Origin of the sequence: Mycobacterium sp. ACS1612 (assembly GCF_001667505.1) — a bacterium.
GTDB lineage: Bacteria > Actinomycetota > Actinomycetes > Mycobacteriales > Mycobacteriaceae > Mycobacterium.
In genome coordinates this window covers 225,775-247,223 of the sequence record NZ_LZHZ01000063.1, presented here as the reverse complement: position 1 = coordinate 247,223, position 21,449 = coordinate 225,775, and the positions used below count along the sequence as shown (strand labels likewise).

The following is a 21,449-nucleotide window of genomic DNA, read 5'->3' as shown; positions in this document are numbered from 1 at the left end:
ATTAGCCAATGGCCGCCTGACTACCCGTTTTTCAGTCGGCGGATCCGCACGGCACACTGGTCGTCGTGACGCAAGCCCCTGCGGTCGGCGGGACGCGTGGTTTCCTGCCCGCACTCGAAGGCATGCGCGCATGCGCCGCGGTGGGCGTCGTCATCACTCACGTCGCGTTTCAGACCGGTCACAGCGGCGGGGTCACCGGCAGGCTGTTCGGCCGGTTCGACCTGGCCGTCGCCGTCTTCTTCGCGTTATCGGGCTTCTTGTTGTGGCGCGGTCACGCCGCCGCCGCCCGTGGGTTGCGGTCGCGGCCTCCGACGGGGCACTACCTGCGGTCCCGGCTGATCCGCATCATGCCGGGCTACCTGGTCGCGGTCGTGGTGATTCTCACGCTGCTGCCGGACGCCAAGGCCGACCTGACGGTGTGGTTGGCGAATCTGTCGCTGACTCAGATTTACGTACCGCTGACGCTGACCGCCGGGCTGACCCAGATGTGGAGCCTGTCCGTGGAGGTCGCCTTCTACCTGGCGTTGCCGTTCTTGGCGCTGCTGGCGCGCCGACTGCCGGTGCGCGCCAGAATCCCTGTGATCGCGGCCGTGGCCGCCGCCAGCCTCGGCTGGGCGCTGCTGCCGATCCACACGCCGATCGGGGTCAACCCGTTGAACTGGCCGCCCGCCTTCTTCTCGTGGTTCGCCGCGGGCATGCTGCTGGCGGAGTTGACCGTCACCGAGGTCGGGTGGCCGCACCGGTTGGCGCGGCGGCGGGTCCTGATGGCGGCCGTCGCCGTGGCAGCGTTTCTGATCGCGGCCTCACCCGTCGCCGGCCCCGAAGGGCTGACACCCGGCACCGTGAGCCAGTTCATCGTGAAGACCGCGACGGGTGCGGTGCTCGCGGCGGCCCTGATCGCCCCGCTGGTGCTGGACCCGCCCGACACCGGCCACCGTCTGCTCGGCAACACCACGATGGTGACGCTGGGCCGGTGGTCGTACGGGTTGTTCGTCTGGCACCTCGCGGCGCTGTGGATGGTGTTCCCCATCATCGGTGAGTTCGCGTTCAACGGGCACATGCCGGTGGTGCTGGTGCTCACCGTGGTGTTCGGCTTCGCCATCGCGGCGGTCAGCTACGCGCTGATCGAATCGCCGTGCCGTAACGCGTTGCGGCGGTGGGAGCGGCGCAACGACCCAGCGCCGCTTGACAGTTCGGTCACCGACGCGCCTGAACCTGCCGTCGCGCGATGATTTGATCCCGCACGGCGGACCTGCGCGCCTTGCCCGCGTCGTCGCGCAACGGGGTGTCGCTGAACTCGACCGCGGTCGGCACCTTGTAGGAGGCGATCCGCTCGGACAGGAAACCGATCACATCGGTTTCGTCGAGCCCGTCGGCTTCCACGATCGCGTACGGCACCTGGCCGAGATCCTCGTGAGGCACACCAACGACCAAGCAGGACAATATCTTCGGGTGCGCTGACAGCGCCGACTCGATCTCGGCCGGGTAGACGTTGCGGCCGCCGACGGTGAACATGTCCACCCGACGGTCGTTCAGATACAAGAAACCGTCGGCGTCGAAATAACCGAGATCGCCGAGCGAATCCCACCCCTCTCGACTCCTCGCGGTGGCCCCGACATAGCGGTACGTCGGCGCGCTGCCCGGTGCGGGCCGCATGTAGATTTCACCGACCACACCTGGCGGGCACTCGTTGCCGTCATCGTCGAGCACCTTCATCTCGCCCGCGACCACGACGCCGACCGAACCGCGGTGCTCCAGCCACTGAGTCCCGCTGATGAACGTCAAGGCCTGGAGTTCGGTGCCGCCGTACAACTCCCACACCGCCTCGGGCCCGAGGATGTCGATCCACGCCTCCTTGACGGCGGGCGGACACGCCGCACCGACGTGCCACAGGCGCCGCACTGACGACAGGTCGTACGCGTCGGGGTCGGCCCGGTACACCGCGAGGAGTCGCTGCATGATCGTCGGCACCACCACCATGAAGCTGACCCGGTGTTCGGCGATCAACCGAAGAAACTCCGCGGCGTCGAACCGCGGCATCAGCACCAGATGGTGCCGCATCAGCAGGCCGATGGACGCGGTGGTCATGCCGGTGTTGTGGCTCAACGGCACCGCGATCAACTGGGTGTCGCCCTCGGCGGCGCCCATCCCGTAACCGGCGAGCGCCCCGGGGAATCGGCTGTCGCCGCCCGCCTCGATGAGTTTGGGCCTGCCGGTGCTGCCACCGGAGCCCAGCGCCTTCCACGCTGGCGACACCGCCTCGGGCAGCGGCGCGTCGGACAGGTCGGGGTCGCCGGTGAAATCACCGGGCACGCTGGGAATCACGCCGCGCGGATCGTCGCGGCCCACGATCAGTGCCCGCGGCTTCAGGTCGAGCAGACCTTCGAGTTCGGCGTCGGGCAACCGCGCCGACAGCGGCTGGGGCACCGCGCCGAGTTTCCACGCGGCCAGCGCGGCCTGGATCCACTCGATCGAGTTGGGCAGCACGATCGTCACGTAATCGCCTTGGCGCACACCGAGTTCGGCGTAGGCCCGTGCCAGCCGATTGGTCGCCTTGTCGAGTTCGCCCCTGGTGAGGGTGCGGCCGCCGGCGGTGACGGCCGGTTCGTAGGGCGCAAGCGCGGCCAGTCGGGAGAACTCGGCGCCGATCGGCGCGATGGGTGCGGTCATCAGTACCCGCCCTGCGCCTCGAAGATCTTGCGCGGGTTGTCGACGAGCATCGCGGTGAGCTGTTCGTCGGTGACGCCACGTTGCTTCAGTGCCGGGATGACATCGTTGTGGATGTGCAGGTAGTGCCAATTGGGCAGCGCGATCGGCAGCGTCTCCTCCGGCAGCGCGTCGAAGTAGCACGACGCGTCGTGGGACAGCACCATCTTGTCGGCGTGTCCGCGCTCGCACATCTTGGCGACGGTGGCGACCCGGTCCTCGAACGGCAGGTAGACGTCGACGCCGAATCTGTCCATGCCGATGTAGGAGCCGGCGGCGATCAGCTCCTCGAGGTAATCGAGATCGGTGGTGTCCCCGGAGTGGCCGATCACCACGCGGGACAGATCGACGCCTTCTTCGGCGAAGATGCGCTGCTGTTCGAGTCCCCGCCGGGTGGCCGCATGGGTGTGGGTGGAGATCGGCACACCGGTGCGGCGGTGCGCCTGAGCGACGGCGCGCAACACCCGCTCGACGCCGGGTGTGACACCGGGTTCGTCGGTCGCGCACTTCAGGATCGCCGCCTTGATACCGGTGTCGGCGACGCCCTGCTCGATGTCGCGGACGAACATGTCGGTCATGGTCTCGGGGCCGTCCAGGACGGTGCCGGGCCCCGTGTAGTGGAAGTAGAACGGCACGTCGTTGTAGGTGTACAGGCCGGTCGCGACGACGATGTTGAGGTCGGTCTGCGCGGCAACGCGGGCGATCCTCGGGATGTACCGCCCGAGGCCGACCACCGTGAGATCGACGATGGTGTCGACGCCGCGGGACTTCAGTTCGTTCAGGCGGGCGACCGCGTCGTCGATGCGTTTGGACTCGTCGCCCCACGCCTCCGGATAGTTCTGCAGGATCTCAGTGGTCATGATGAACACGTGTTCGTGCATCAGCGTGACGCCTAGATCTGCGGTATCGATTGCTCCCCGTGCGGTGTTGAGGTTGGCCACCGGTCCGATGCTAGGTCGCCCGTCTGAGAGTCGGGCGGCTTTCCGGTACCGCGAGTGGCGACCGTCGACGCGGCCAGCATCGCCACCGAGGCCAGCGCCAGCAGCTGGACGCCCCACGAGTGGCCGACGTAGCCGTCGACGGACCGCCACGGGTTCTGGCTGAGCACAGCGCCCGCCAGGATCAAGCCACCGGCGGTGACGCCGATTGTGATTGCCTCGCACAGCTTTTCGCGCCGCCGCACGAGACGGCGCAGACCGAGCGCCGCACCGCCCATCACGGCGCCGACAATTCCCGAGATCGCCGCCGTGACCGCCACCGCCGCGACGGCGGTCGTCGTCGGACCCGGTCGCCACGGCCGGGCGGGCGGGGCGTCGGGCTTGGGTCTGCGCGCGGGGAGGAACGCCAGCAGGGCAAGCAACGGCAGCAGCGCCAACCCGCCGATCAGACCCGCGCGGTAGGTGGTGTTCGAAGCGAAGGTGAGCGTGACGGGTCCGGTGGTGCCCGGCGGCAGCACCCAACCCTGTTGCCATCCATTGACTGTCACCGGGGTCAGCGTGCTGCCGGACGCGGTGTGCGCGGTCCACCCCGGATTGAGGCTTTCCGGCACGACCAGGATCCGCGACGACGCGGAACCCGTCACGTCCACCGTGCGATGGTCAGCGGTCCAGTCGCGGGTGGTCGCGGGAGTCGTTGCGGCGGAATGCAGTTGGCCGACCAGCGGGCCCGCCAACTGGACGCCGTCCACCACGAACGCGGCGCCGGGGCTGACCACCAGTTCCTGCTCGCCCTCGGGCAATGTGATGGCCTCGGACCGGCAGGGTGTGGCAGCCACTGGTTCGCCGTCGAGCAGTGCGCCGACGGTGGTGCTGACGGAGGTCTGGACGAACTGCCCGGCAACGCCGATGATCGGCCCTTTGCCGCACGGCAAATCGATGGTCCGCGCCCGGTTACGCGCGGCGTCGGCGGCGGCGATCGGCATGCCCCTGGTGTCCAGCGCCGTCGCCTCGGCAAGGCCCGGCGGCTTGAGTTGGTCGAAGCCCAGCGCCGTGCGGTCGATGACGTCGTTCCAATTCAGCAGGGACACCTTGACGGTGTCGGTGACCACCGGCTGCAGACTGACCTTCTGTGTCCCGCCGCCCGCCGACAGCGCCCGCACTTCGGGGCCGTCGCCGAGGTCGATCGCCACCAGCGTCGGATGGGCAGGCAGCACAGCCGAACTCGGCGTGATCCGCAGTCCGGCCACCTGGGTGCGGGTGGGCAACTTGAGCGTCAGGGTCGGCGGCGTCTTGCGCTGCACGACGCTCTGCGGCGCGGTCCACGCGGTGCCGGGATCGCCGTCGGCGGCGGCGTAGGCCGAGCCGAGCACATCGATCGGGTCGGCGTCGCCGAGCGCGCGTGCCGCGCCGGGCTGACTGATCAGGTCGGCGAGTTGGGGGCCCTGGCGGGCGCGCACCCACACCGTCGGCGTGACCGCGGTCGGCGCCGGTACGTGCAGCGTCCGGCTCAGGTTGACCGGTTCCTCCGGTGAGAGTGACATCGAGGCGGCGCATCGGGTGCCGGTGGGGCCCTGCGCGCAGCCGGGCCTGCCCAGCAGTTCCGACCCCAAATCCCATTGCGCCACAGCGGAATTCGACGGGGGCGGGGGCACCACCACGGTGTGGCGCAGGTTGACCGGGTGGGCGAATCCGTTGGCGTCGTACTGGGTGACGGTGAGGTCGGTGATGCCGAACTGTACCCCCGCGGAACCGTCGTCGGTGGCCGCTGCGGTCAGCCGCACCCACGGCGTCTCGCCGTAGGGCAGCGCGATGGTCAGCGGTTTGCCTGCCTGATCGAAGCGCAACGTGCTGGTGCCGTTCGCGGTTGACACCTCGATGCGTCGCACCTGTGCCCCGACGGCGGTGGCGCTCGGCGTGACGGTGATGGTCGCATTGGTGACCGGATGGTCGAAGTCGACCTGCAGCCACTGGCCGACGGCCGCCTGCAACGCGTTGGACACCCAACTGGTCGAGGGGTCGGCGTCGATGGCTGCCGCGGGCCCGGTCGCGGCGGCCACATTGGGCAGCGCCGTCGAATCAGCCGCCGAACTCGACACCGAGATGCGACCGCCTTTCCATTGCCCGTAAACGGTTTCGGCGCCGACGGCCGGATAGTCGGGGACGCGGTTGAACGTGTGCCGCGGATCGTCGGAGGTGCGGATCGCCGACGTATGGTCGTCGACCCGGCCGTAGTCGGTTTCGCGGGCCAACGGGGTGTCGGTCACGGTCACCACGGGCGCAGGCAACCCGGCGCGTTTCGCGTCACCTGTCAGCAGCATCGGTCCCAGCGGTGTCTGCCCCAACAGCCTGCGGCGCTCGTTGAGTCGCAGCAGCGCCTCGGGTCCGCCGTCGACGCGGGCCATCGAGTCGGTGTCGACGAGGTAGGGATGCATGCCCGGCGACCCGTCGACGCGGTAGATCTCCACCGCGGGGTACCGCGGCCGCAGACCACTGTCGGTGATGAAGCCCGCCAGCGTGCCGGGGCCGACGGGCTCACCGAACTGAGCCACCTTCGTCAGGCCCGGCGATCCTTCGATGGCCCGGTGCACGAGTATCGGCCGCGCCGACCGCGACGCCTCCGGATCGAGGTCGTTGCGCACCACCACATATAAAATGCCTTGTTGCGCAAGCGTATCCGCCAGGCCGGCGGAGGGCCTGCCCGCGGCGAACAGCCGCTGCACCGAGTCGAGCGCGCGGATGGTCTCCGGTGGCGTCAGCGGAATCGAGTCGCGCACCCCCCACGGGCTGCTACCGAGCACCTGCAAAGGTTCGTCGTGGCTGTTGCCCCACACCTGGGTCGCGAACGGGGCGCCGGGCGCCACCAGCACGCGACCCCGATCGGTGTTGTGTTCGTCGAGCCAGTCGGCGGTCTGGTGCCAGTACTGCGGGATCGCGTCGAACGCGCCGGATGGGGTGAGCCTGCCAGTCCACGCCAGCGACGTCCCGGCCGCCAGCGCCACGAGCACCACCACGCCGACCGCGACCCGCTTGTCGCGTTCGGGGTGCGCGATTGCGTACAGCCATTGCCTGCGAGGTGCGCTGCCCGGCAAGGTGATTCGGCCGAGCAGATGGGCGAGGCCGAGCGCCAGCGGCAGTCGCAGCAACGGCTCGAGTTTGTGGATGTTGCGCAGCGGGGTGCCGTCGGCGTCCAGGAACATCTGAACCTGCTGGGCGACAGGCGATCCCAGTCCACCCGAGTAGCCGAGCGCCAGCAGCACGACACCGGTGAGCATGATGACGATGAGTCGGCCGCGCGCAGGCATCGTGCGCATCGCGAGGCCTGCCATGCCCGCGGCCGCCACCAACGTCGTCGCCAATACCGCGACCGACCCCGTCACCAGCGACGCGCCTGCCGTCGCGTTCGGCGCGACGTACGGTGTCCACGCGTCCGTGCCGCGCAGCATCTCGGTCAGCGACATCCACTGCGTGGTGACGCCAGAGGACTCGATGAAATCGAGGAACGGCGGGCTGATCCGGCCCAACATGACGAGCGCGATCACCCACCACAACACGGCCAGCACGATGCAGACCGCCCACCAGGCGGTGAAGCGCCACCACAACCGGTTCGGCCGGTGACAGGCCAGCCAGATCGCGGCCGCCAGGCAGGCCGTCAGAGTCGCGACCGCATTGACCGCACCCATCAGGGCGATGGCCATCGCGGACCGCGCGGCCAGCACCCGCACGGAGGACTGCCCTCGCAAAGCGAGGATGACGGGCAGCAGAACCCACGGCGCCAGCATCATCGGCAACGTCTCCGACGAGATCGCGCCCAATGTGGTCAGCACCCGGGGGGACAACGCGAATGCGGTCGCGGCGATCAGGCGCGACGTCGGGCTGCCGATGCCGAGCGCCTCGGCGACGCGCAGCAGCCCCCAGAATCCGACGGTCAACAGCAGCGCCCACCACAGTCGCTGGGTCACCCAACCGGGCAGGCCGAGCACATCGCCCGCCAGGAAGAACGCACCGTGCGGAAACAGATAGCCGTATGCCTGGTTCTGCGCCTGCCCGAACGGTAACTCGCTGTTCCACAGATTGAACGCCCTGGCGAGAAACCGCAGCGGATTCGCGGTCAGGTCGAGTTTGGTGTCGGGCGAGATCTTTCCCGGCGACTGGGCGAACGTCAGGATCAGCGCCGCACCCGCGACTACCGACAGCCAGCGCCGCGAGAGCGGCGCGGTCATCTAAGTCCTGTCGCCGTACTCAACCCTGTTGAGCACCGACGACGCGGGATCGCCGGGCTGCAGCGGCGGCTTGGTGTCCTGCTGCACCATCAGGGTCACCCCGAAAATGGCGGCCGCTCCCAGCAGCAGACCCACAACGACGCTGGCTGCGGCGGGAACGATGAACCGATCCATGCGGCCAAACTAGCAGACATTGTTTTGCGTGCCTGCCAGCCAACGAGCCTGCTGGCGCACCCCCCACCTGCTTCTAACGGCTGACGTGTTTGGCCACCCACGCGTCGACCCCGGTCCACGTCCGCTCGAGCCAGGGACCCAGTTGATCGGGTGCGGGCAGGTCCTCGGCGGGCACCAGCACGGTGCGGACCAGCAGCCGCCGGTCCATCGGCAGCCGCCACCACGCACGGGCGCGACCGTCCGGCGAGAAACCGGTGTGCGTGAGCACCACGACGTTGGCGTGAGGCGCGCCCGACAGCGCCGCAGCAGTGCCGCCGGTGCGCGGGGGCAGCGTGTACGTCTGACGCCAGGCCCGCCGTGCTTCGCGCAACCGGCCGGTCGAGCGAAGCCGCACGATCGCCTCGCGCCACCGGACCCAGGTGAAGTTCCCGCCTTCAGGGAACAGCAGCAGCGCCTGCCCGCCTACCAGCGACGCGGTGAGATCGCGAATCTGCCTGCGCGCCTTGCTGCCCCGATGTTTCAGGAAGCACAGGCAACCCAGATCGTCGGCGAGATCGAGAACGGGTTCGCACCGCAGCAGCGCCTTGAGCACAATCCGCAGCCGCAGCCCGTAATGGATGGCGAGCAGCCAGGCCACCAACAGAGTGTCGCCCGGGCCGCAATGCCGCGACAGCACGATCACCGGTTGGTCGCGCGGCAGTTGTCCCGGCGTGAGCGAGGCGTCGTCGAGTTGCACGTCGAGATGGAGGGTTCGGCGTCCGACGGTGTAAGCCCGGTCTAGCACGTCGCGCATGAAATCGTCGCAGTCGAGGCCGCCGCGTAACAGCTGCCACAGCGCCCGAAGCTCGAGCAGCGCGTACGCCATCAGCACGCCCAACGTCCGCACCGAAAGACTCGATCTGGCGATCAGTCCGGCGACGCCCCCGATGATCAGCAGCAGCGGCCACACCGCGAGGATGCCGATCATCATGACGGTCGCCAGCGGCACGGTGATCGCCCTGCGCAGCCACTTCATCGCAACGCCTCCAGATAGTCCTTGGTCGCTTGGTAGGCCAGCTGGGCCCGCCGTGCGATGCGCCGGGTATCGCGGTAGCGCAGGTTCGACCAAGTCGCGGCTTGGCGCTGCGGCAACCCGCTCGGCAGAACGTGGACGGTGACGCCGGGCCCCACCCGCTCGAGATCGCTGTGGAACCGGTGCCTGCGGGAGATCTCAAACGCGGTGAAGCCGACCTCCCACAGGAACCGCGGCGGCGCGAGGTCCTCTTCGAGCCGGCCGACGTGCAACACCCAGATCGTGTCCGCGCCGTGTTGCACCGCCCGATTCAGCGGAATGCTGTTGACCAGGCCGCCATCGAAGTAGTGCTGGTCGCCTATCCGCACGGGCGGAAAAACGCCTGGCAGCGCGCACGAGGCCAACACCGGTTCGATCAGGTCGCCGCTGTTGAACCAGTGTTCGCGGGCCTGCTCGATGCTGGCGGCGACGCATTCGAACGGCACGGCGAGCTCTTCGAACGTTCGGGCAGGCAGGTATTCGTGCAACAGCCGGCGAAGTTCACCGTTGCCGTGCAGGGACGTCCTGCGGCGCACCACCTCGGCGGCCCGCCGCAGCACCGACCCGTCGAGGGCACCCTCGTCGGGCAGCGCCTCCCAGAACGTCATCAACTGCCGCGCACCGGCTGGCGTCGGATCCGCGGCGAGGGCCGCACCGTTGATCGCCCCTACCGAGGTGCCGCACACCACGTCGGGTCGCACACCCGCATCCAGCAGCGCACTGGCCATGCCTGCTTCGGCGGCGCCGAGTAGACCGCCGCCGCCCAGCACGAACGCGTGGCCTGACATGTCGCAGGAATACCCACCACGCAGCCGCTTGCCGCGCATGACAGCATGGCGGCATGGCCTTGCCTCGTCGACATTTGGTCCTGGCGGCGCTGTCCCTGGTGGTGGCGGCCTGCTCGACGCCCGCGCAGCAGCCGGTCAAACCGTCGCCGACGTCCGCTCCGACCATGGCCGCGACCGGCGCGCCCGCACCCGCCGCCGAACCTGTGCCGCCGGCCTGCGGCGACGGGGCCGCGCTGCTGGCCAGCATGACCAACCGCGACAAGCTCGCACAGCTGCTGATGGTCGGCGTCACCGGCGCCGCGGACGCACGCGCGGTGGTGGAGAACCATCACGTCGGCGGCGTTTTCATCGGCAGCTGGACCGACCTGTCGATGTTGTCCGACGGAACGCTGCCCAGCATCACCGAGACTGGTCCGCTGCCGCTCGCCGTCAGCGTCGACGAGGAGGGCGGCCGGGTGTCCCGGCTCTCATCGCTGATCGGCGCCCAGCCGTCGGCCCGGGTGCTGGCAGCCAGCCACACCCCCGACGAGGTGTACAAGATCGCCCTCGAGCGCGGCCAGGCGATGCGCAAGCTGGGCATCACCATCGATTTCGCGCCGGTCGCCGACGTCACGAACGCCCCCGACGACACCGTGATCGGCGACCGCTCGTTCGGTGCCGACCCCACCACCGTGACCGACTACGCGGGCGCGTATGCACGCGGCCTGCGCGACGCCGGGCTGCTGCCGGTGCTCAAGCACTTTCCCGGCCACGGCCACGGGTCCGGGGACACCCACACGGGCAGCGTGACGACCCCGCCGCTGGCGGACCTGCAGGCCAACGACTTGATTCCGTATCGCACGCTGACCACGCAGGGCCCCGTCGGCGTGATGGTCGGCCACATCGAGGTGCCCGGCCTCACCGGCAGCGACCCGGCCAGCCTGAGCCCGGCAGCGTACGCGCTGCTGCGGTCGGGCGACTACGGCGGCCCGCCGTTCGGCGGCCCGGTGTTCACCGACGACCTGTCGAGCATGCAGGCGATCAGCGACCGGATGGGCGTTGCTGAAGCGGCCCTGCGTGGGTTGCAGGCCGGTGCCGATGTTGCGCTGTGGGTGACCACCGACGAAGTCCCCGCGGTGCTGGACCGGTTGGAGAAGGCGCTGTCCGCGGGTGAGTTGACGCAGGCGCAGGTGGATGCGTCGGTGCTGCGGATGGCGGCGCTGAAGGGCCCCAATGCGCGCTGTTGACGCTGAATCGTCGGCTATTGCTTACTCTTGAGTAATGGCCGGAGGCACCAAGCGTTTGCCGCGCGCCGTGCGCGAACAGCAGATGCTCGACGCCGCGGTGCAGATCTTCTCTGTCAACGGCTATCACGAGACGTCGATGGACGCGATCGCCGCCGAGGCCGAGATCTCCAAACCGATGCTGTATCTGTATTACGGCTCGAAGGAAGAACTGTTCGGCGCATGCCTTGACCGCGAGTTGACGCGGTTCGTCGAAGACGTGCGAAGCAAGATCGACTTCTCGCAGAGTCCAAAGGACCTGCTGCGCAACGCTGTTCTCGCGTTCCTGACATACATCGACTCGAACCGGGCGTCCTGGATGGTGCTCTACAACCAGGCCACCAGCTCGCAGGCGTTCGCCCACACCGTACGCGAGGGTCGCGAACGCATCATCGATCTGGTCGGCAGGCTGCTGCGGTCGGGCACCCGCCATCCGGAACCGGACACCGATTTCGACATGATGGCCGTCGCGTTGGTGGGTGCCGGTGAGGCGGTGGCCACCAGGGTCAGCACCGGGGACGCCGACGTGAACGAGGCCGCCGAGTTGATGATCAACCTGTTCTGGCGTGGCCTGAAAGGCACGCCGTCCGATAAGGACACGCAGGCGGTGGCGTCAAACTAGGCTCGCCGAGTGGTGTGGCGCAGCCTGGGCCTGTTGCGGTCGGTGCGTGGGCTGATCGTGGCCCTGCTGGTGCTCGGGGTGATCGCCTCGGCGCTGCCCTACGTCACTGCCGCTGCATTCGGGCCCATGATGCAGGTCGTCGCCGACGCGGGCGCCAGCGGAAACCTCAGCGGCGTATGGGATTTGCGGGGTCCGCTGGTCGCCCGCGAGGACGGCCTGCTGGCGTCGCTGGCGGGTCCGGTGCCGTTCGCGGTACTGCTCGCGACATGGGGCGCGTCGCTGCTGCTCACCCAGTTCATGTATCTGGTGAACGCGGCGGTGCGGGTGAAGGCACAGCGGATACTCGTCACCGACATTAGGCAGCGGGTGCACGACCACATCCAGACGCTGTCGCTGGACTTCTTCGCCGGGTCAAGCAGCGGTGCGCTGATACCCCGCGTGACGGTGGAATCGGCTGGCGTGCAACGGCTTTTGATGGACTGCCTGCTGGCTCCCCTGATCGATGCGCTGGTGCTTGCGGTGGCAGTGGCTTATCTGCTGGCCATCTCGTGGCAGATGACGATCGCCGCGCTGGCGCTCACGCCGTTGGCGTTGGTGACGCTGAGGTTCGCGGGCCGCCATGTGCAGGCCGCGGTACAGCGGGTGATCAACGCGGATCGGTTGATGTCTGCAGAGCTCGAGCAGACGGTGAACGGGATCGCCGAGATCCAGACGTTCAATGCGGAGCCGATCCGCAGCAGGCGATTTCGCCAGGCGTCGGAGGCGGCGGCGAAGAGCGACGCGTCGAGTGTGGTCTGGATGCAGGCCACCGCCAACGGGTCTCAGGTTTTCGTCGCCCTCAGCACGGTGGTGGTGTTGGTTGTCGGCGTGGGCTTCAGTGCGAGCTTCGGTTTGACGTTCGCGGGCCTGATGGTGTTCGCGGGGATGGTCCCGACGATGTTCTTTGCCGCGCAACGGGTGATGGGCGCCTACACCACCTACCAGTCGGTGCTGCCGAGCGCGAGGTCGACGTACGAGTTGCTCGACACCCGCCCGACGGTTTCGGATCGTGCCGGCGCCACCCCGATCGGTGAGGTACACGGCAACGTCGTGTTCGAGGACGTGACGTTCGGCTACAGCCCGGAACATGCCGTGCTGGACGGGTTGTCGTTCTCGATCAGCGAGGGTGAGACGGTGGCGCTCGTGGGTGGCATCGGGTCGGGCAAGTCGACGGTGTTCAACCTGCTGCTGCGATTCCTGGAGCCGCAGGGCGGACGGATATTGCTCGACGGACACGACGTCACAGGTGTCACCATCGCGTCGTTGCGCGGCCAGGTGTCCAAGCTCGCGCAGTTCCCGTTCTTCACCAAAGACACGATCCGGGAGAACATTCGACTGGCACGCCCGGACGCGACCGACGCCGATGTCGAGGAGGCTTGCAGGCAGGCGCATGTGCACGAGGTCATCACCGATCCGATGAAGATGCGCGACGGCTATGACACGGTGATGGATGTGCAGGTGCCGTCCGGCGGGCAGAAGCGCCTGATCGCGTTGGCGCGCTGCCTGTTACGTAAACCCGAGGTGTTGCTGCTGGACGAGCCGACGGAGAATCTCGACGCTGACCAACGAGCCAGGCTGACCAGCGTGATTCGTGACTATGCCCGCGACCGGACGTGTGTGGTGATCAGCCATGACATGGATTTCATTGCCGCCGTGGCGGATCGGATTCTGGTGCTCGAGAACGGGCGCATCGCGCAGGTGGGCGATCACCGCACGCTGATGGCGGCGGGCGGGCTGTACAAGCGCTTGTACGAGGCGCAGAACGTCGACCCGGATCTGGTGTACCGATGAACGTCATCATCACATCGGTCGTCTGTATGGGAGCGCGTTGGTCGAACAGATGCGGATGACGGCGGCGGGTACGGCCGCGGGTACGGCGGCGGGATTGTTGGCGGTCACGCGTGGCGCCGAGGGGTGCTGGTGGTCAGTACGGAAGGAATGCAACAGGTTCCGGTGTTCGCGGTCGAGGTGGTGAACACGACGGGCGGCCGCGGATGCGTTCGCGGCCGACACGGCCCGAGGGTAGGCCGGCGAAATTGCCCGCGTACTGAGCGACAACTGATCGACACGGCGTGTTGTCGCTCGCTACGTGGGCAAAATGACAAGTGCTTTTCCTCGCCGTCGAATCGTTATCGGAGCTTGCCTTCAGCGACACGTCGCATCGCAAGAATGCGACGGAAGCTCCATGGCGGACGAGAGGAAGCAGTGACCGACAAGGACCTGTACAGCGCGATCCTCAGCGTATTGCAGTCGCACTTCGACAGCACCGGGCAGCCGAGGTCGGCATCACAAGCCGTGCAAGCTCACCAGATCGGCCAAGACGCCATCAACGACTGGTTGTCGGCGAAGATGCCGCCCTTGTGAGGTTCGCCAAGACACTGTGGCTGGGACTGGCTCTGACTATTCTCACCCTTCCCCTTGCCGCGCCCGCGGCTGCGGATCCCGCTGGCCAACCCGCCCAGTGGATCGTCGTCGGCGTGCCTGCGGCACACGCCACCACAGGAACCCTGACCGCCTACCAACGCGTCGGCCAGCAGTGGAAAGTCGTGCTGGGCCCGGTGCCCGCCAAAGTCGGCGAACTCGGTGTCGGCGCCCCCGCCGACGGGGTACACCGCACACCCGTCGGGACGTTCAGGTTCGATCAGGCCTTCGGCCGACAACCCAACCCGGGCACGAAGATGCCCTACTTCCAAGCCACCGAACAGGATTGGTGGGACGAGGACGCCCGATCACCCAGCTACAACACCCACGTGCGCCGCTCCGGCAGTCCCTCGTCGATCGCCGAGAACCTCTACGACTCCGGGCCTGTCTACGACTACGCGGTCAACATCGCGGTGAATCCGCAACGCATTGCGGGCCGCGTCTCCGGAATCTTCTTGCACGTCACCGACGGCAGCCCCACCTGGGGTTGCGTGGCCATCAGCCGCGACGACATGCGCTCCGTGTTGAACTGGCTCGACCCGTCGGCGTCGCCGGTGATCACCATCGGCGTCGGAAGCCCGTCGCTATAGCGCCGTCACCGTTCCCGTCAGGTGCGGATCGCCCTTCTTCAGGTTGCGCAGTGTCAACTGCCACCCGTCGGAGATGCGGTCGACATACAGACCGGCCTGCGCGGGCAGCACCACCGGCTTGGCGAACCGCACCGAATACTTCACCGCATCCGGCAGCTGGCCCTCGATATTCGCCAAAACCGCAGCGGCGCTGAACATTCCGTGTGCAATCACTGTCGGGAACCCGAACAACTTCGCGGCGATCGGGTTGGTGTGGATCGGGTTGTGATCCCCTCCGACCGACGCGTAGTGCCGGATCTGCCCCGGCGCGATGCGCAGCACCGCGTTCGGCGGACCGGGCTTGGGCTGCTTCTGCGGCGGCGGCTTGGGCTCGTCGGACAGGCTCGTCTTCTGCTGATGCAGGAACGTCGTCACCTGATGCCACGCCTGCTCGTTGCCGACCTTCACATCCGTGACGATGTCCACCAGCAACCCGCGCCGGTGCTCACGCAGATTCTCGGCGTGCACCTGCGCCGACACGGTATCGGTCACCAGGATCGGCCGGTACTGCGTGATGTGGTTCTCGATGTGCACCGAACCCATTGCGGCGAACGGGAAGTCGAACCCGGTTACCAGCGCCATCACGGTCGGGAACGTCAACGCGAACGGATAGGTCAGCGGCACCGCATCACCGAACTGCAACCCCGTCACGTTGGCGTACGCCGCAACGTTTTCCGGATCGATGCTCAGCTCGTCGACACTCAACGTGCGTTCGGGAAGTGTGTCGCCGCGCGGCACGAACGGCAGTGCGCCCGCCGCGGCACGCACCAGATTCATCAACCCCGACGGCTGCGTCACGTCACGCCCCCAACCACGCCTGGCCGCACACCCGGACAGTGTTCCCGGTGACGGCGTTCGAAGCGGGGCTGGCGAAGTACGCGATGGTCTCGGCGACGTCGACCGGTTGCCCGCCCTGGTACAGGGAGTTGAGCCGACGACCCACCTCACGCGTGGCCAGTGGAATCGCCTCGGTCATCTTCGTTTCGATGAAACCGGGCGCCACCGCGTTGACGGTGATTCCCTTGTCCGCGTACTCCGCCGAGAGCGTGTCCGTCAGCCCGATCATGCCCGCCTTGGTGGCCGCATAGTTGGTCTGTCCGCGGTTGCCCGCGATGCCCGCCATCGACGACAGCCCGATCACCCGGCCACCCTCGGCGAGGCTGCCGTTGGCCACCATGCCCTCGGTGAGCCGAAGCGGCGCAAGCAGATTCACCGCGATCACGGAATCCCAGCGCGCCTCGTCCATGTTGGCCAGCAGCTTGTCCCGGGTGATACCCGCGTTGTTGACCAGGATGTCGGCGCGACCATCGTAGTTCTCGCGCAGGTGCTCAGCGATCTTGTCGACTGCATCGTCGGCGGTGACGTCCAGGGTGAGCGCGGTGCCGCCGACCTTCGTCGCGGTGACACCGAGCGGTTCGGCGGCGCTTTCCACGTCGATGCAGAGCACGCGTGCGCCGTCGCGCGCGAACACCTCCGCGATGGTTGCGCCGATGCCCCGTGCCGCACCCGTCACGATCGCCACCTTGCCGTCCAGCGGCTTGTCCCAGTCGGCGGGCGGCGCCGCGTCGGCCGCGCCCACCCGGAACACCTGCCCGTCGACGTAGGCCGACTTGCCGGACAGGATGAACCGCACCGTCGACTCCAGCCCCGTCGCCGCGGGCTTGGCCTCCGGCGACAGGTACACCAGGTTGACCGTGGCGCCGCGCCGCGTCTCCTTGGCCAGCGACCGGGTGAACCCCTCGAGCGCCCGCTGCGCCACGCGCTCATGTCCGCCGACGTCATCGGGTGTCGTGCCGATCACGACGATGCGCCCGGAGGCCCCGAGGTTGCGCAGCAGCGGCGTGAAGAACTTGTACAACGCCTTGAGCCCCGCGGGCTCGGTGATGCCGGTGGCGTCGAACACCAGCCCGCCGAACGAGTCGGCCCAGCGGCCGCCGAGGTTGTCCGACACCACGTCGTAGTCCTCGGCCAGCGCGGCACGCAGGGGCTCGACGACGCGTCCCTCCCCGCCGATCAGCAGGGTGCCCGCCAGCGGCTGGTCGCCGGGCTTGTACCGGCGCAGCGTCTCCGGCTGCGGGATGCCGAGCTGCTTGGCGAGGAACGATCCGGGCGCCGAGTGAACGATTTGCGAATACAGATCGGTAGCCATGATGACGAACTTACTCCAGAGTAAGAAGAGTGCGTAGTATGGGGTTCATGGCTAGTGATACCCACCGACGCGTCGCCATCCTCGGCGGCAACAGGATTCCGTTTGCACGGTCGGACGGCGCGTATGCCAACGCCTCCAACCAGGACATGTTCACCGCGGCGCTGGGCGGACTGATCGACCGCTTCAACCTCGACGGCGAGAAGCTGGGCGCAGTGATCGGCGGTGCGGTGCTCAAGCACAGCCGCGACTTCAACCTGATGCGGGAGTGCGTGCTCGGCAGCTCGCTGTCGTCGTACACGCCCGCCTTCGACATCCAGCAGGCGTGCGGCACGGGTCTGCAGGCCACCATCGCCGCCGCCGATGGCATCGCCGCAGGCCGCTACGACGTCGCCGCCGCGGGCGGGGTGGACACCGCCTCGGACGCACCCATCGCTTTCGGTGACGACCTGCGCCGTGTGCTGCTCGGGCTGCGCCGCTCCAAGTCCAACCTCGAGCGGCTCAAGCTGGTCGGCAAACTACCGGCGTCCCTCGGTGTCCAGATTCCCGTCAACAGCGAACCGCGCACCGGACTGTCGATGGGCGAGCATCAGGCCATCACGGCCAAGCAGATGGGCATCAAGCGCGTCGAGCAGGACGAGCTGGCCGCCGCGAGCCACCGCAACATGGCCGCCGCCTACGACCGCGGATTCTTCGACGACCTGGTCACCCCGTTCCTCGGGGTGTACCGGGACAACAACCTGCGGGCGGACTCGTCAGCCGAGAAGCTCGCCAAGCTGAAGCCGGTGTTCGGCGTCAAGAACGGGGACGCGACGATGACGGCGGGCAACTCGACGCCGCTGACGGACGGTGCCTCGGTGTCGCTGCTCGCCACCCCGGAGTGGGCCGCACAGCACGGCATCGAGCCGCTGGCGTACTACATCGACGCCGAGACCGCAGCGGTCGACTACGTCAACGGCAAGGACGGTCTGCTGATGGCGCCCACCTACGCAGTGCCGCGGCTGTTGGCCCGAAACGGCTTGAGCCTCGGCGATTTCGACTTCTACGAGATCCACGAGGCCTTCGCGTCGGTGGTGCTCGCGCACCTGCAGGCATGGGAGTCCGAGGAATATTGCAAGGAACGGCTCGGCTTGGACAAGGCGCTCGGCTCGATCGACCGGTCGAGGCTCAACGTCAACGGCTCGTCGCTGGCCGCAGGGCACCCGTTCGCCGCCACCGGCGGGCGGATCGTGGCCCAGCTCGCCAAGCAGCTCGCGGAGAAAAAGAAGGAGACGGGCCAGCCGGTCCGCGGTCTCATCTCGATCTGCGCGGCCGGCGGCCAGGGCGTCGCCGCAATACTCGAGGCATAGCCAAAAAAACTTCCACCGGGTTGTAACGGGCTCGGGGGGGCTCTCGATAGACCTGGTAGCTCCGTATTGCCGTCTGACCCCCCGACCCGACGGTAATACGGGGCTCTTAATTTTGGCCGCCGAGTGCTTCGATGGTGATCATGCAGATCAGCCTGACCCTCGTCGGATTACTCAAAGACACCGCCGGCGGCTCGCCGCCGTCGCACTGCGCGAGGTGGACACCATCGAGGTCGGCTCCGGCGTCATACCGATCCAAGTGCAGCATCCCACGCAGCTGGCTCAGCGCGCGCTGACCCTGAACGTGATCTCGAGCGGGCGCTTCACGCTGGGCATCGGCATGAGCCACCGGATGGTCACCGAACAGATGTGGGGCGTGTCCTGGGACAAGCCGGTGCGTCAGATGCGCGAATACCTCGACGGTCTGCAGCCGCTGTTGACCGGGCAGGCCGCCGACGCCACCGGCGAGTTCTGGACGACGCGGGGCTCGCTGCAGATTCCGGGTGCGCCGACGCCGCAGGTCTATATCGCCGCGCTCGGTCCGCAGATGCTGGGGCTGGCCGGACGGCGCACGGCGGGCACGCTGACGTGGATGACCGGACCCAAGACGCTCGCCGAACATGTGGGTCCGACGCTTCGTCAGGCTGCCGCGGAGGCGGGCCGTGCCGAGACTGCGGTGCGGGTCGCGGCGTCGCTGCCGGTGGCCGTCACCGACGACGTCGAGGGTCTGCGGGCGCGGGCGGCCGAGGAGTTCGCCCTCTACGGCCAGCTGCCGTCGTACCGGGCGATGCTCGACCGCGAGGGCTACCAGGGACCCGAGGACGCCGCGATCATCGGCGACGAGAACACCGTCGCGCAGCGCCTCGACGAGCTGTCCGCGGCGGGTGTCGACGAGTTTGCGGGCGTCACGTTCGACCCTTCCGCTGAGGGGCGTGCGCGCACCCGCGCGCTGCTGCGGACGAAGGACAAATAGCGCAGAAAGACTCTGGTGTGAGCGCAGTCACAAGCGTACGATCGAGCGCACGACGGGTTCGGGAGTGACCGATCCAAAGTGCCGGTAAGAGGCGAAGGCCGGACGCGCGAGAATTAATGAGACGCCCTCGAATGTCCTCCCGAACCCGCCCTATTTTTGTGTACAGGGTGTGGTCAGCCGATCCTGCTACGCCAGCATCGACGCCAGTTCGCTGCGCGGCACCGCGATCCGATGTGGTCCGTTGTTGTCGGCGACCACTTCGTCTTCGCCGAAGAAGAAGGTCACCGCATCGTCGGTGATCGCGAAGTTCCGGTACGTGTTGACATCGAGATCATTGCGCACGGGGACATCCGAGTGCGTGCCCAACTCGCGTTGGACGATCGAGTTGAGCAGCCTCAGCGGGTCGGTGCCTGGCTTGAACAGCGTGTCGATGGTGATCGGTGCCTGCTCGTCCTCGTCGTAGTTGAACGCCTGATAGGTGGTACCAGGGTGATCTTCGTGGGCTAAGCCGGTGTCGTCGACAACCGTCAGCACCAGGCTTCGCGTGCCTGGGGAGTGGTAGGTCTTGGCGTTGACGTTGTGCACGTATTGGTGATGGTCGCCGCCGAACCTGGTGACCCAGTTCAGGAAATCGACGCGGTCCTGCTCCAGGTAATCGGCAACGGCCTGCTGGTCGGGATAGCCCAGCGGAAAACTGATGTCGATCGCATACGCCGTCGTGGTGGATTGCACGTGGCACACCTGGTCGGCGCCGACCGTTCCGCCGAGATCCTCACACGTCGATTGCGCAGTGGCCGAGGGCATTCCGGCGACCAACGCCACGACGGCGGCCGCTGTGATCAGCATGCTCTTCACAGTCGGTCACTCCTGACCGGGGTAGAGTCGCGCGCTGCTCACACCGCCGCCATTGACCGGTGGACCGAGCAGCACGGTCGAGGTGTTGGCCGCCGGGTCGTAGGTCAGCAGCGACGTCGTGCCACCACAACCCACCTTCGCCAGCAGCAACAGCATGTCGCCGGTTGCGCCTACCAGTTGGACGCTGTCGGAGACTCCGGGGATGTGCACCCGCCTGGTGTGCATATCAGGTGTCAAGCGGGACAGGAAAATCGAACCGCAAGCACCCTGCGACTGAAGAAACGTCCCACTGGGCAGTTGGAAGGCGACCCCGTCGTCGAGGTCACCGCCGAAGCCGGGGTCGTCCTGCTGGCTCGAGTTGACGGCAGTAAGGGCAGTCGCAGCCCCGCCGTCAACGGGCACTTTCCACAACTGCTTTCCCGCATTGTTTCCGCAATGCGCGAGAATCACGGTCGGAGTCCACCACCGCACCGGTTCGCATTCGGCGTCGGGCATCGGTGCGGGCAGCGTGCGGATGAGCTTGCCGTCGCTGCTGTTCATGATGACCATGTCGCTGGCCGACGTCGTGGCGCCGCGACTGCCGATGGTCGTGGTCCCGAGAACAAGCCGCGTCCCATCCGGCGACTGCAGATAGTGACCGTTGAAATGACCTGCGCCGATCGATGAATCCACCGGATACGACTGCTGCTCGTGTCCGGACAGGTCGACGCGCGTCAACATCGCCGGTTCGTCAACGCCATTGTCGGTCGACACCAGCAACGCCTTGGCGTCGGAACGCGCATACCGGGCGTATCCCTTGACGGGAATCGTCGTCTGCGCACCGGTGTGTAGATCGACCGAGACCACCGCCGGTGACCTGTATCCCTGCGCTTCGATCAGGGCGTGGCTGCCATCGCCGGACCAGTCGATCAACTCGGGTTCACCGCCAGGGCCGAAGGTGGTGATCGAATAGCGATTGCCTTGTGGGTCAACGAGATACAGCGTTGTGGTGGCCGCATCCCTCGTCGGCTGGTTCGGAGCCGGTGCTTCACCGGGCCTGGTCGGGGTAACCGGGTTCCACATCGCGAGCGTCCAGCCCGCGCCCACCTTCGACCAAGGCACATCGCCGATCTCGGCCTCCACCCCTGGTGCGGCGACGGGCTCGGCTGGGGCGGTTGCGGCCGACGTCGGAGACAAGGTGCTCGAGGCGGGATGCGGTGTGAGCGAACCGTGCGACGACGAGCATCCGGCCAGCATCGCTGCCGCCACCGCGAACAGTCGGAGCGCAGTCATGGATCGT

General features: G+C 67.6%; 17 protein-coding genes and 1 pseudogene. 8 read left to right on the top strand and 10 right to left on the bottom strand.

Annotated features, from left to right (window positions below; all coding sequences use genetic code 11):
- Positions 1–122 precede the first annotated feature (122 nt).
- Positions 123–1,232, top strand: coding sequence for an acyltransferase (locus A5724_RS26445; RefSeq protein WP_156752470.1), 1,110 nt, complete (start codon positions 123–125; stop codon positions 1,230–1,232).
- Here the strand turns inward: A5724_RS26445 and A5724_RS26440 are convergent.
- The 6 genes from A5724_RS26440 to A5724_RS26415 all read right to left on the bottom strand — a co-directional run bounded on the left by A5724_RS26440 (position 1,198) and on the right by A5724_RS26415 (position 9,877).
- The gene (locus tag A5724_RS26440; RefSeq protein ID WP_067809233.1) at positions 1,198–2,670 is read right to left on the bottom strand and encodes an AMP-binding protein; all 1,473 of its coding nucleotides are present in this window, start codon (positions 2,668–2,670) and stop codon (positions 1,198–1,200) included. The two genes, A5724_RS26445 and A5724_RS26440, sit on opposite strands and share 35 nt — an antisense overlap.
- Positions 2,670–3,647 carry a phosphotriesterase-related protein gene (locus tag A5724_RS26435; protein ID WP_082965288.1) on the bottom strand — a complete coding sequence of 326 codons (978 nt, stop codon included), beginning with the start codon at positions 3,645–3,647 and terminating at the stop codon, positions 2,670–2,672. The genes A5724_RS26440 and A5724_RS26435 overlap by 1 nt, the downstream gene beginning before the upstream one ends.
- Entirely contained in the window at positions 3,599–7,864 is a 4,266-nt protein-coding gene (locus A5724_RS26430) for an alpha-(1->3)-arabinofuranosyltransferase (RefSeq protein ID WP_082965287.1), read from the bottom strand. The genes A5724_RS26435 and A5724_RS26430 overlap by 49 nt, the downstream gene beginning before the upstream one ends.
- Positions 7,865–8,038, bottom strand: a complete 174-nt coding sequence (locus A5724_RS26425; protein ID WP_067809229.1) for a DUF2613 domain-containing protein — start codon at positions 8,036–8,038, stop codon at positions 7,865–7,867.
- A 73-nt stretch (positions 8,039–8,111) separates the two neighbouring features.
- Complete coding sequence (locus A5724_RS26420; RefSeq protein WP_067809227.1) at positions 8,112–9,053, bottom strand: lysophospholipid acyltransferase family protein; 942 nt, start codon at positions 9,051–9,053, stop codon at positions 8,112–8,114.
- On the bottom strand, positions 9,050–9,877 hold the full coding sequence (locus A5724_RS26415) for a patatin-like phospholipase family protein (protein WP_067809552.1): 828 nt from the start codon (positions 9,875–9,877) through the stop codon (positions 9,050–9,052). The genes A5724_RS26420 and A5724_RS26415 overlap by 4 nt, the downstream gene beginning before the upstream one ends.
- 53 nt (positions 9,878–9,930) lie before the next feature.
- Between A5724_RS26415 and A5724_RS26410 the strand changes: the two genes are divergently transcribed.
- The 5 genes from A5724_RS26410 to A5724_RS26390 all read left to right on the top strand — a co-directional run bounded on the left by A5724_RS26410 (position 9,931) and on the right by A5724_RS26390 (position 14,811).
- On the top strand, positions 9,931–11,103 hold the full coding sequence (locus tag A5724_RS26410; protein ID WP_067809225.1) for a glycoside hydrolase family 3 N-terminal domain-containing protein: 1,173 nt from the start codon (positions 9,931–9,933) through the stop codon (positions 11,101–11,103).
- A gap of 34 nt (positions 11,104–11,137) precedes the next feature.
- On the top strand, positions 11,138–11,761 hold the full coding sequence (locus A5724_RS26405) for a TetR/AcrR family transcriptional regulator (RefSeq protein ID WP_067809223.1): 624 nt from the start codon (positions 11,138–11,140) through the stop codon (positions 11,759–11,761).
- 9 nt (positions 11,762–11,770) lie between these two features.
- Positions 11,771–13,591: an ABC transporter ATP-binding protein gene (locus A5724_RS26400; protein ID WP_232004987.1), complete on the top strand. Its 1,821-nt coding sequence runs from the start codon at positions 11,771–11,773 to the stop codon at positions 13,589–13,591.
- A 414-nt stretch (positions 13,592–14,005) separates the two neighbouring features.
- Positions 14,006–14,164, top strand: a complete 159-nt coding sequence (locus A5724_RS33965; RefSeq protein ID WP_156752459.1) for a hypothetical protein — start codon at positions 14,006–14,008, stop codon at positions 14,162–14,164.
- Positions 14,161–14,811, top strand: a complete 651-nt coding sequence (locus A5724_RS26390) for a L,D-transpeptidase (protein WP_067809220.1) — start codon at positions 14,161–14,163, stop codon at positions 14,809–14,811. Before A5724_RS33965 ends, A5724_RS26390 begins: the two co-directional genes overlap by 4 nt.
- Here A5724_RS26390 and A5724_RS26385 read toward each other — a convergent pair.
- Both A5724_RS26385 and A5724_RS26380 read right to left on the bottom strand, forming a co-directional pair.
- Positions 14,806–15,648, bottom strand: coding sequence for a MaoC/PaaZ C-terminal domain-containing protein (locus tag A5724_RS26385; protein ID WP_197518787.1), 843 nt, complete (start codon positions 15,646–15,648; stop codon positions 14,806–14,808). The two genes, A5724_RS26390 and A5724_RS26385, sit on opposite strands and share 6 nt — an antisense overlap.
- Before the next feature lies 1 nt (position 15,649).
- Positions 15,650–16,999 carry a 3-oxoacyl-ACP reductase gene (locus A5724_RS26380; protein ID WP_067809218.1) on the bottom strand — a complete coding sequence of 450 codons (1,350 nt, stop codon included), beginning with the start codon at positions 16,997–16,999 and terminating at the stop codon, positions 15,650–15,652.
- Positions 17,000–17,037: 38 nt separating this feature from the next.
- On the opposite strand from A5724_RS26380, the gene A5724_RS26375 reads away from it, so the two are divergent.
- Entirely contained in the window at positions 17,038–18,345 is a 1,308-nt protein-coding gene (locus A5724_RS26375; RefSeq protein ID WP_369830670.1) for an acetyl-CoA C-acetyltransferase, read from the top strand.
- A 190-nt stretch (positions 18,346–18,535) separates the two neighbouring features.
- Positions 18,536–19,315, top strand: a pseudogene (locus A5724_RS26370) (TIGR03564 family F420-dependent LLM class oxidoreductase); the annotation flags it as partial.
- Between the two features lie 186 nt (positions 19,316–19,501).
- Here A5724_RS26370 and A5724_RS26365 read toward each other — a convergent pair.
- Both A5724_RS26365 and A5724_RS26360 read right to left on the bottom strand, forming a co-directional pair.
- Positions 19,502–20,161 (bottom strand): esterase, encoded by a 660-nt coding sequence (locus tag A5724_RS26365; protein ID WP_067809540.1) that lies wholly within the window; start codon positions 20,159–20,161, stop codon positions 19,502–19,504.
- Positions 20,162–20,176: 15 nt separating this feature from the next.
- Positions 20,177–21,442 carry a hypothetical protein gene (locus A5724_RS26360; protein WP_232004986.1) on the bottom strand — a complete coding sequence of 422 codons (1,266 nt, stop codon included), beginning with the start codon at positions 21,440–21,442 and terminating at the stop codon, positions 20,177–20,179.
- Between the last annotated feature and the right edge of the window lie 7 nt (positions 21,443–21,449).

Coding starts and splice junctions, on each gene's coding strand:
- A5724_RS26445 (WP_156752470.1), top strand. CDS start 123: ATGCGCGCATGCGCCGCGGTGGGCGTCGTCATCACTCACGTCGCGTTT.
- A5724_RS26360 (WP_232004986.1), bottom strand. CDS start 21,442: ATGACTGCGCTCCGACTGTTCGCGGTGGCGGCAGCGATGCTGGCCGGA.
- A5724_RS26425 (WP_067809229.1), bottom strand. CDS start 8,038: ATGGATCGGTTCATCGTTCCCGCCGCAGCCAGCGTCGTTGTGGGTCTG.
- A5724_RS26430 (WP_082965287.1), bottom strand. CDS start 7,864: ATGACCGCGCCGCTCTCGCGGCGCTGGCTGTCGGTAGTCGCGGGTGCG.
- A5724_RS26420 (WP_067809227.1), bottom strand. CDS start 9,053: ATGAAGTGGCTGCGCAGGGCGATCACCGTGCCGCTGGCGACCGTCATG.
- A5724_RS26365 (WP_067809540.1), bottom strand. CDS start 20,161: ATGCTGATCACAGCGGCCGCCGTCGTGGCGTTGGTCGCCGGAATGCCC.
- A5724_RS26440 (WP_067809233.1), bottom strand. CDS start 2,670: ATGACCGCACCCATCGCGCCGATCGGCGCCGAGTTCTCCCGACTGGCC.
- A5724_RS26375 (WP_369830670.1), top strand. CDS start 17,038: ATGGGGTTCATGGCTAGTGATACCCACCGACGCGTCGCCATCCTCGGC.
- A5724_RS26380 (WP_067809218.1), bottom strand. CDS start 16,999: ATGGCTACCGATCTGTATTCGCAAATCGTTCACTCGGCGCCCGGATCG.
- A5724_RS26410 (WP_067809225.1), top strand. CDS start 9,931: ATGGCCTTGCCTCGTCGACATTTGGTCCTGGCGGCGCTGTCCCTGGTG.
- A5724_RS26415 (WP_067809552.1), bottom strand. CDS start 9,877: ATGTCAGGCCACGCGTTCGTGCTGGGCGGCGGCGGTCTACTCGGCGCC.
- A5724_RS26405 (WP_067809223.1), top strand. CDS start 11,138: ATGGCCGGAGGCACCAAGCGTTTGCCGCGCGCCGTGCGCGAACAGCAG.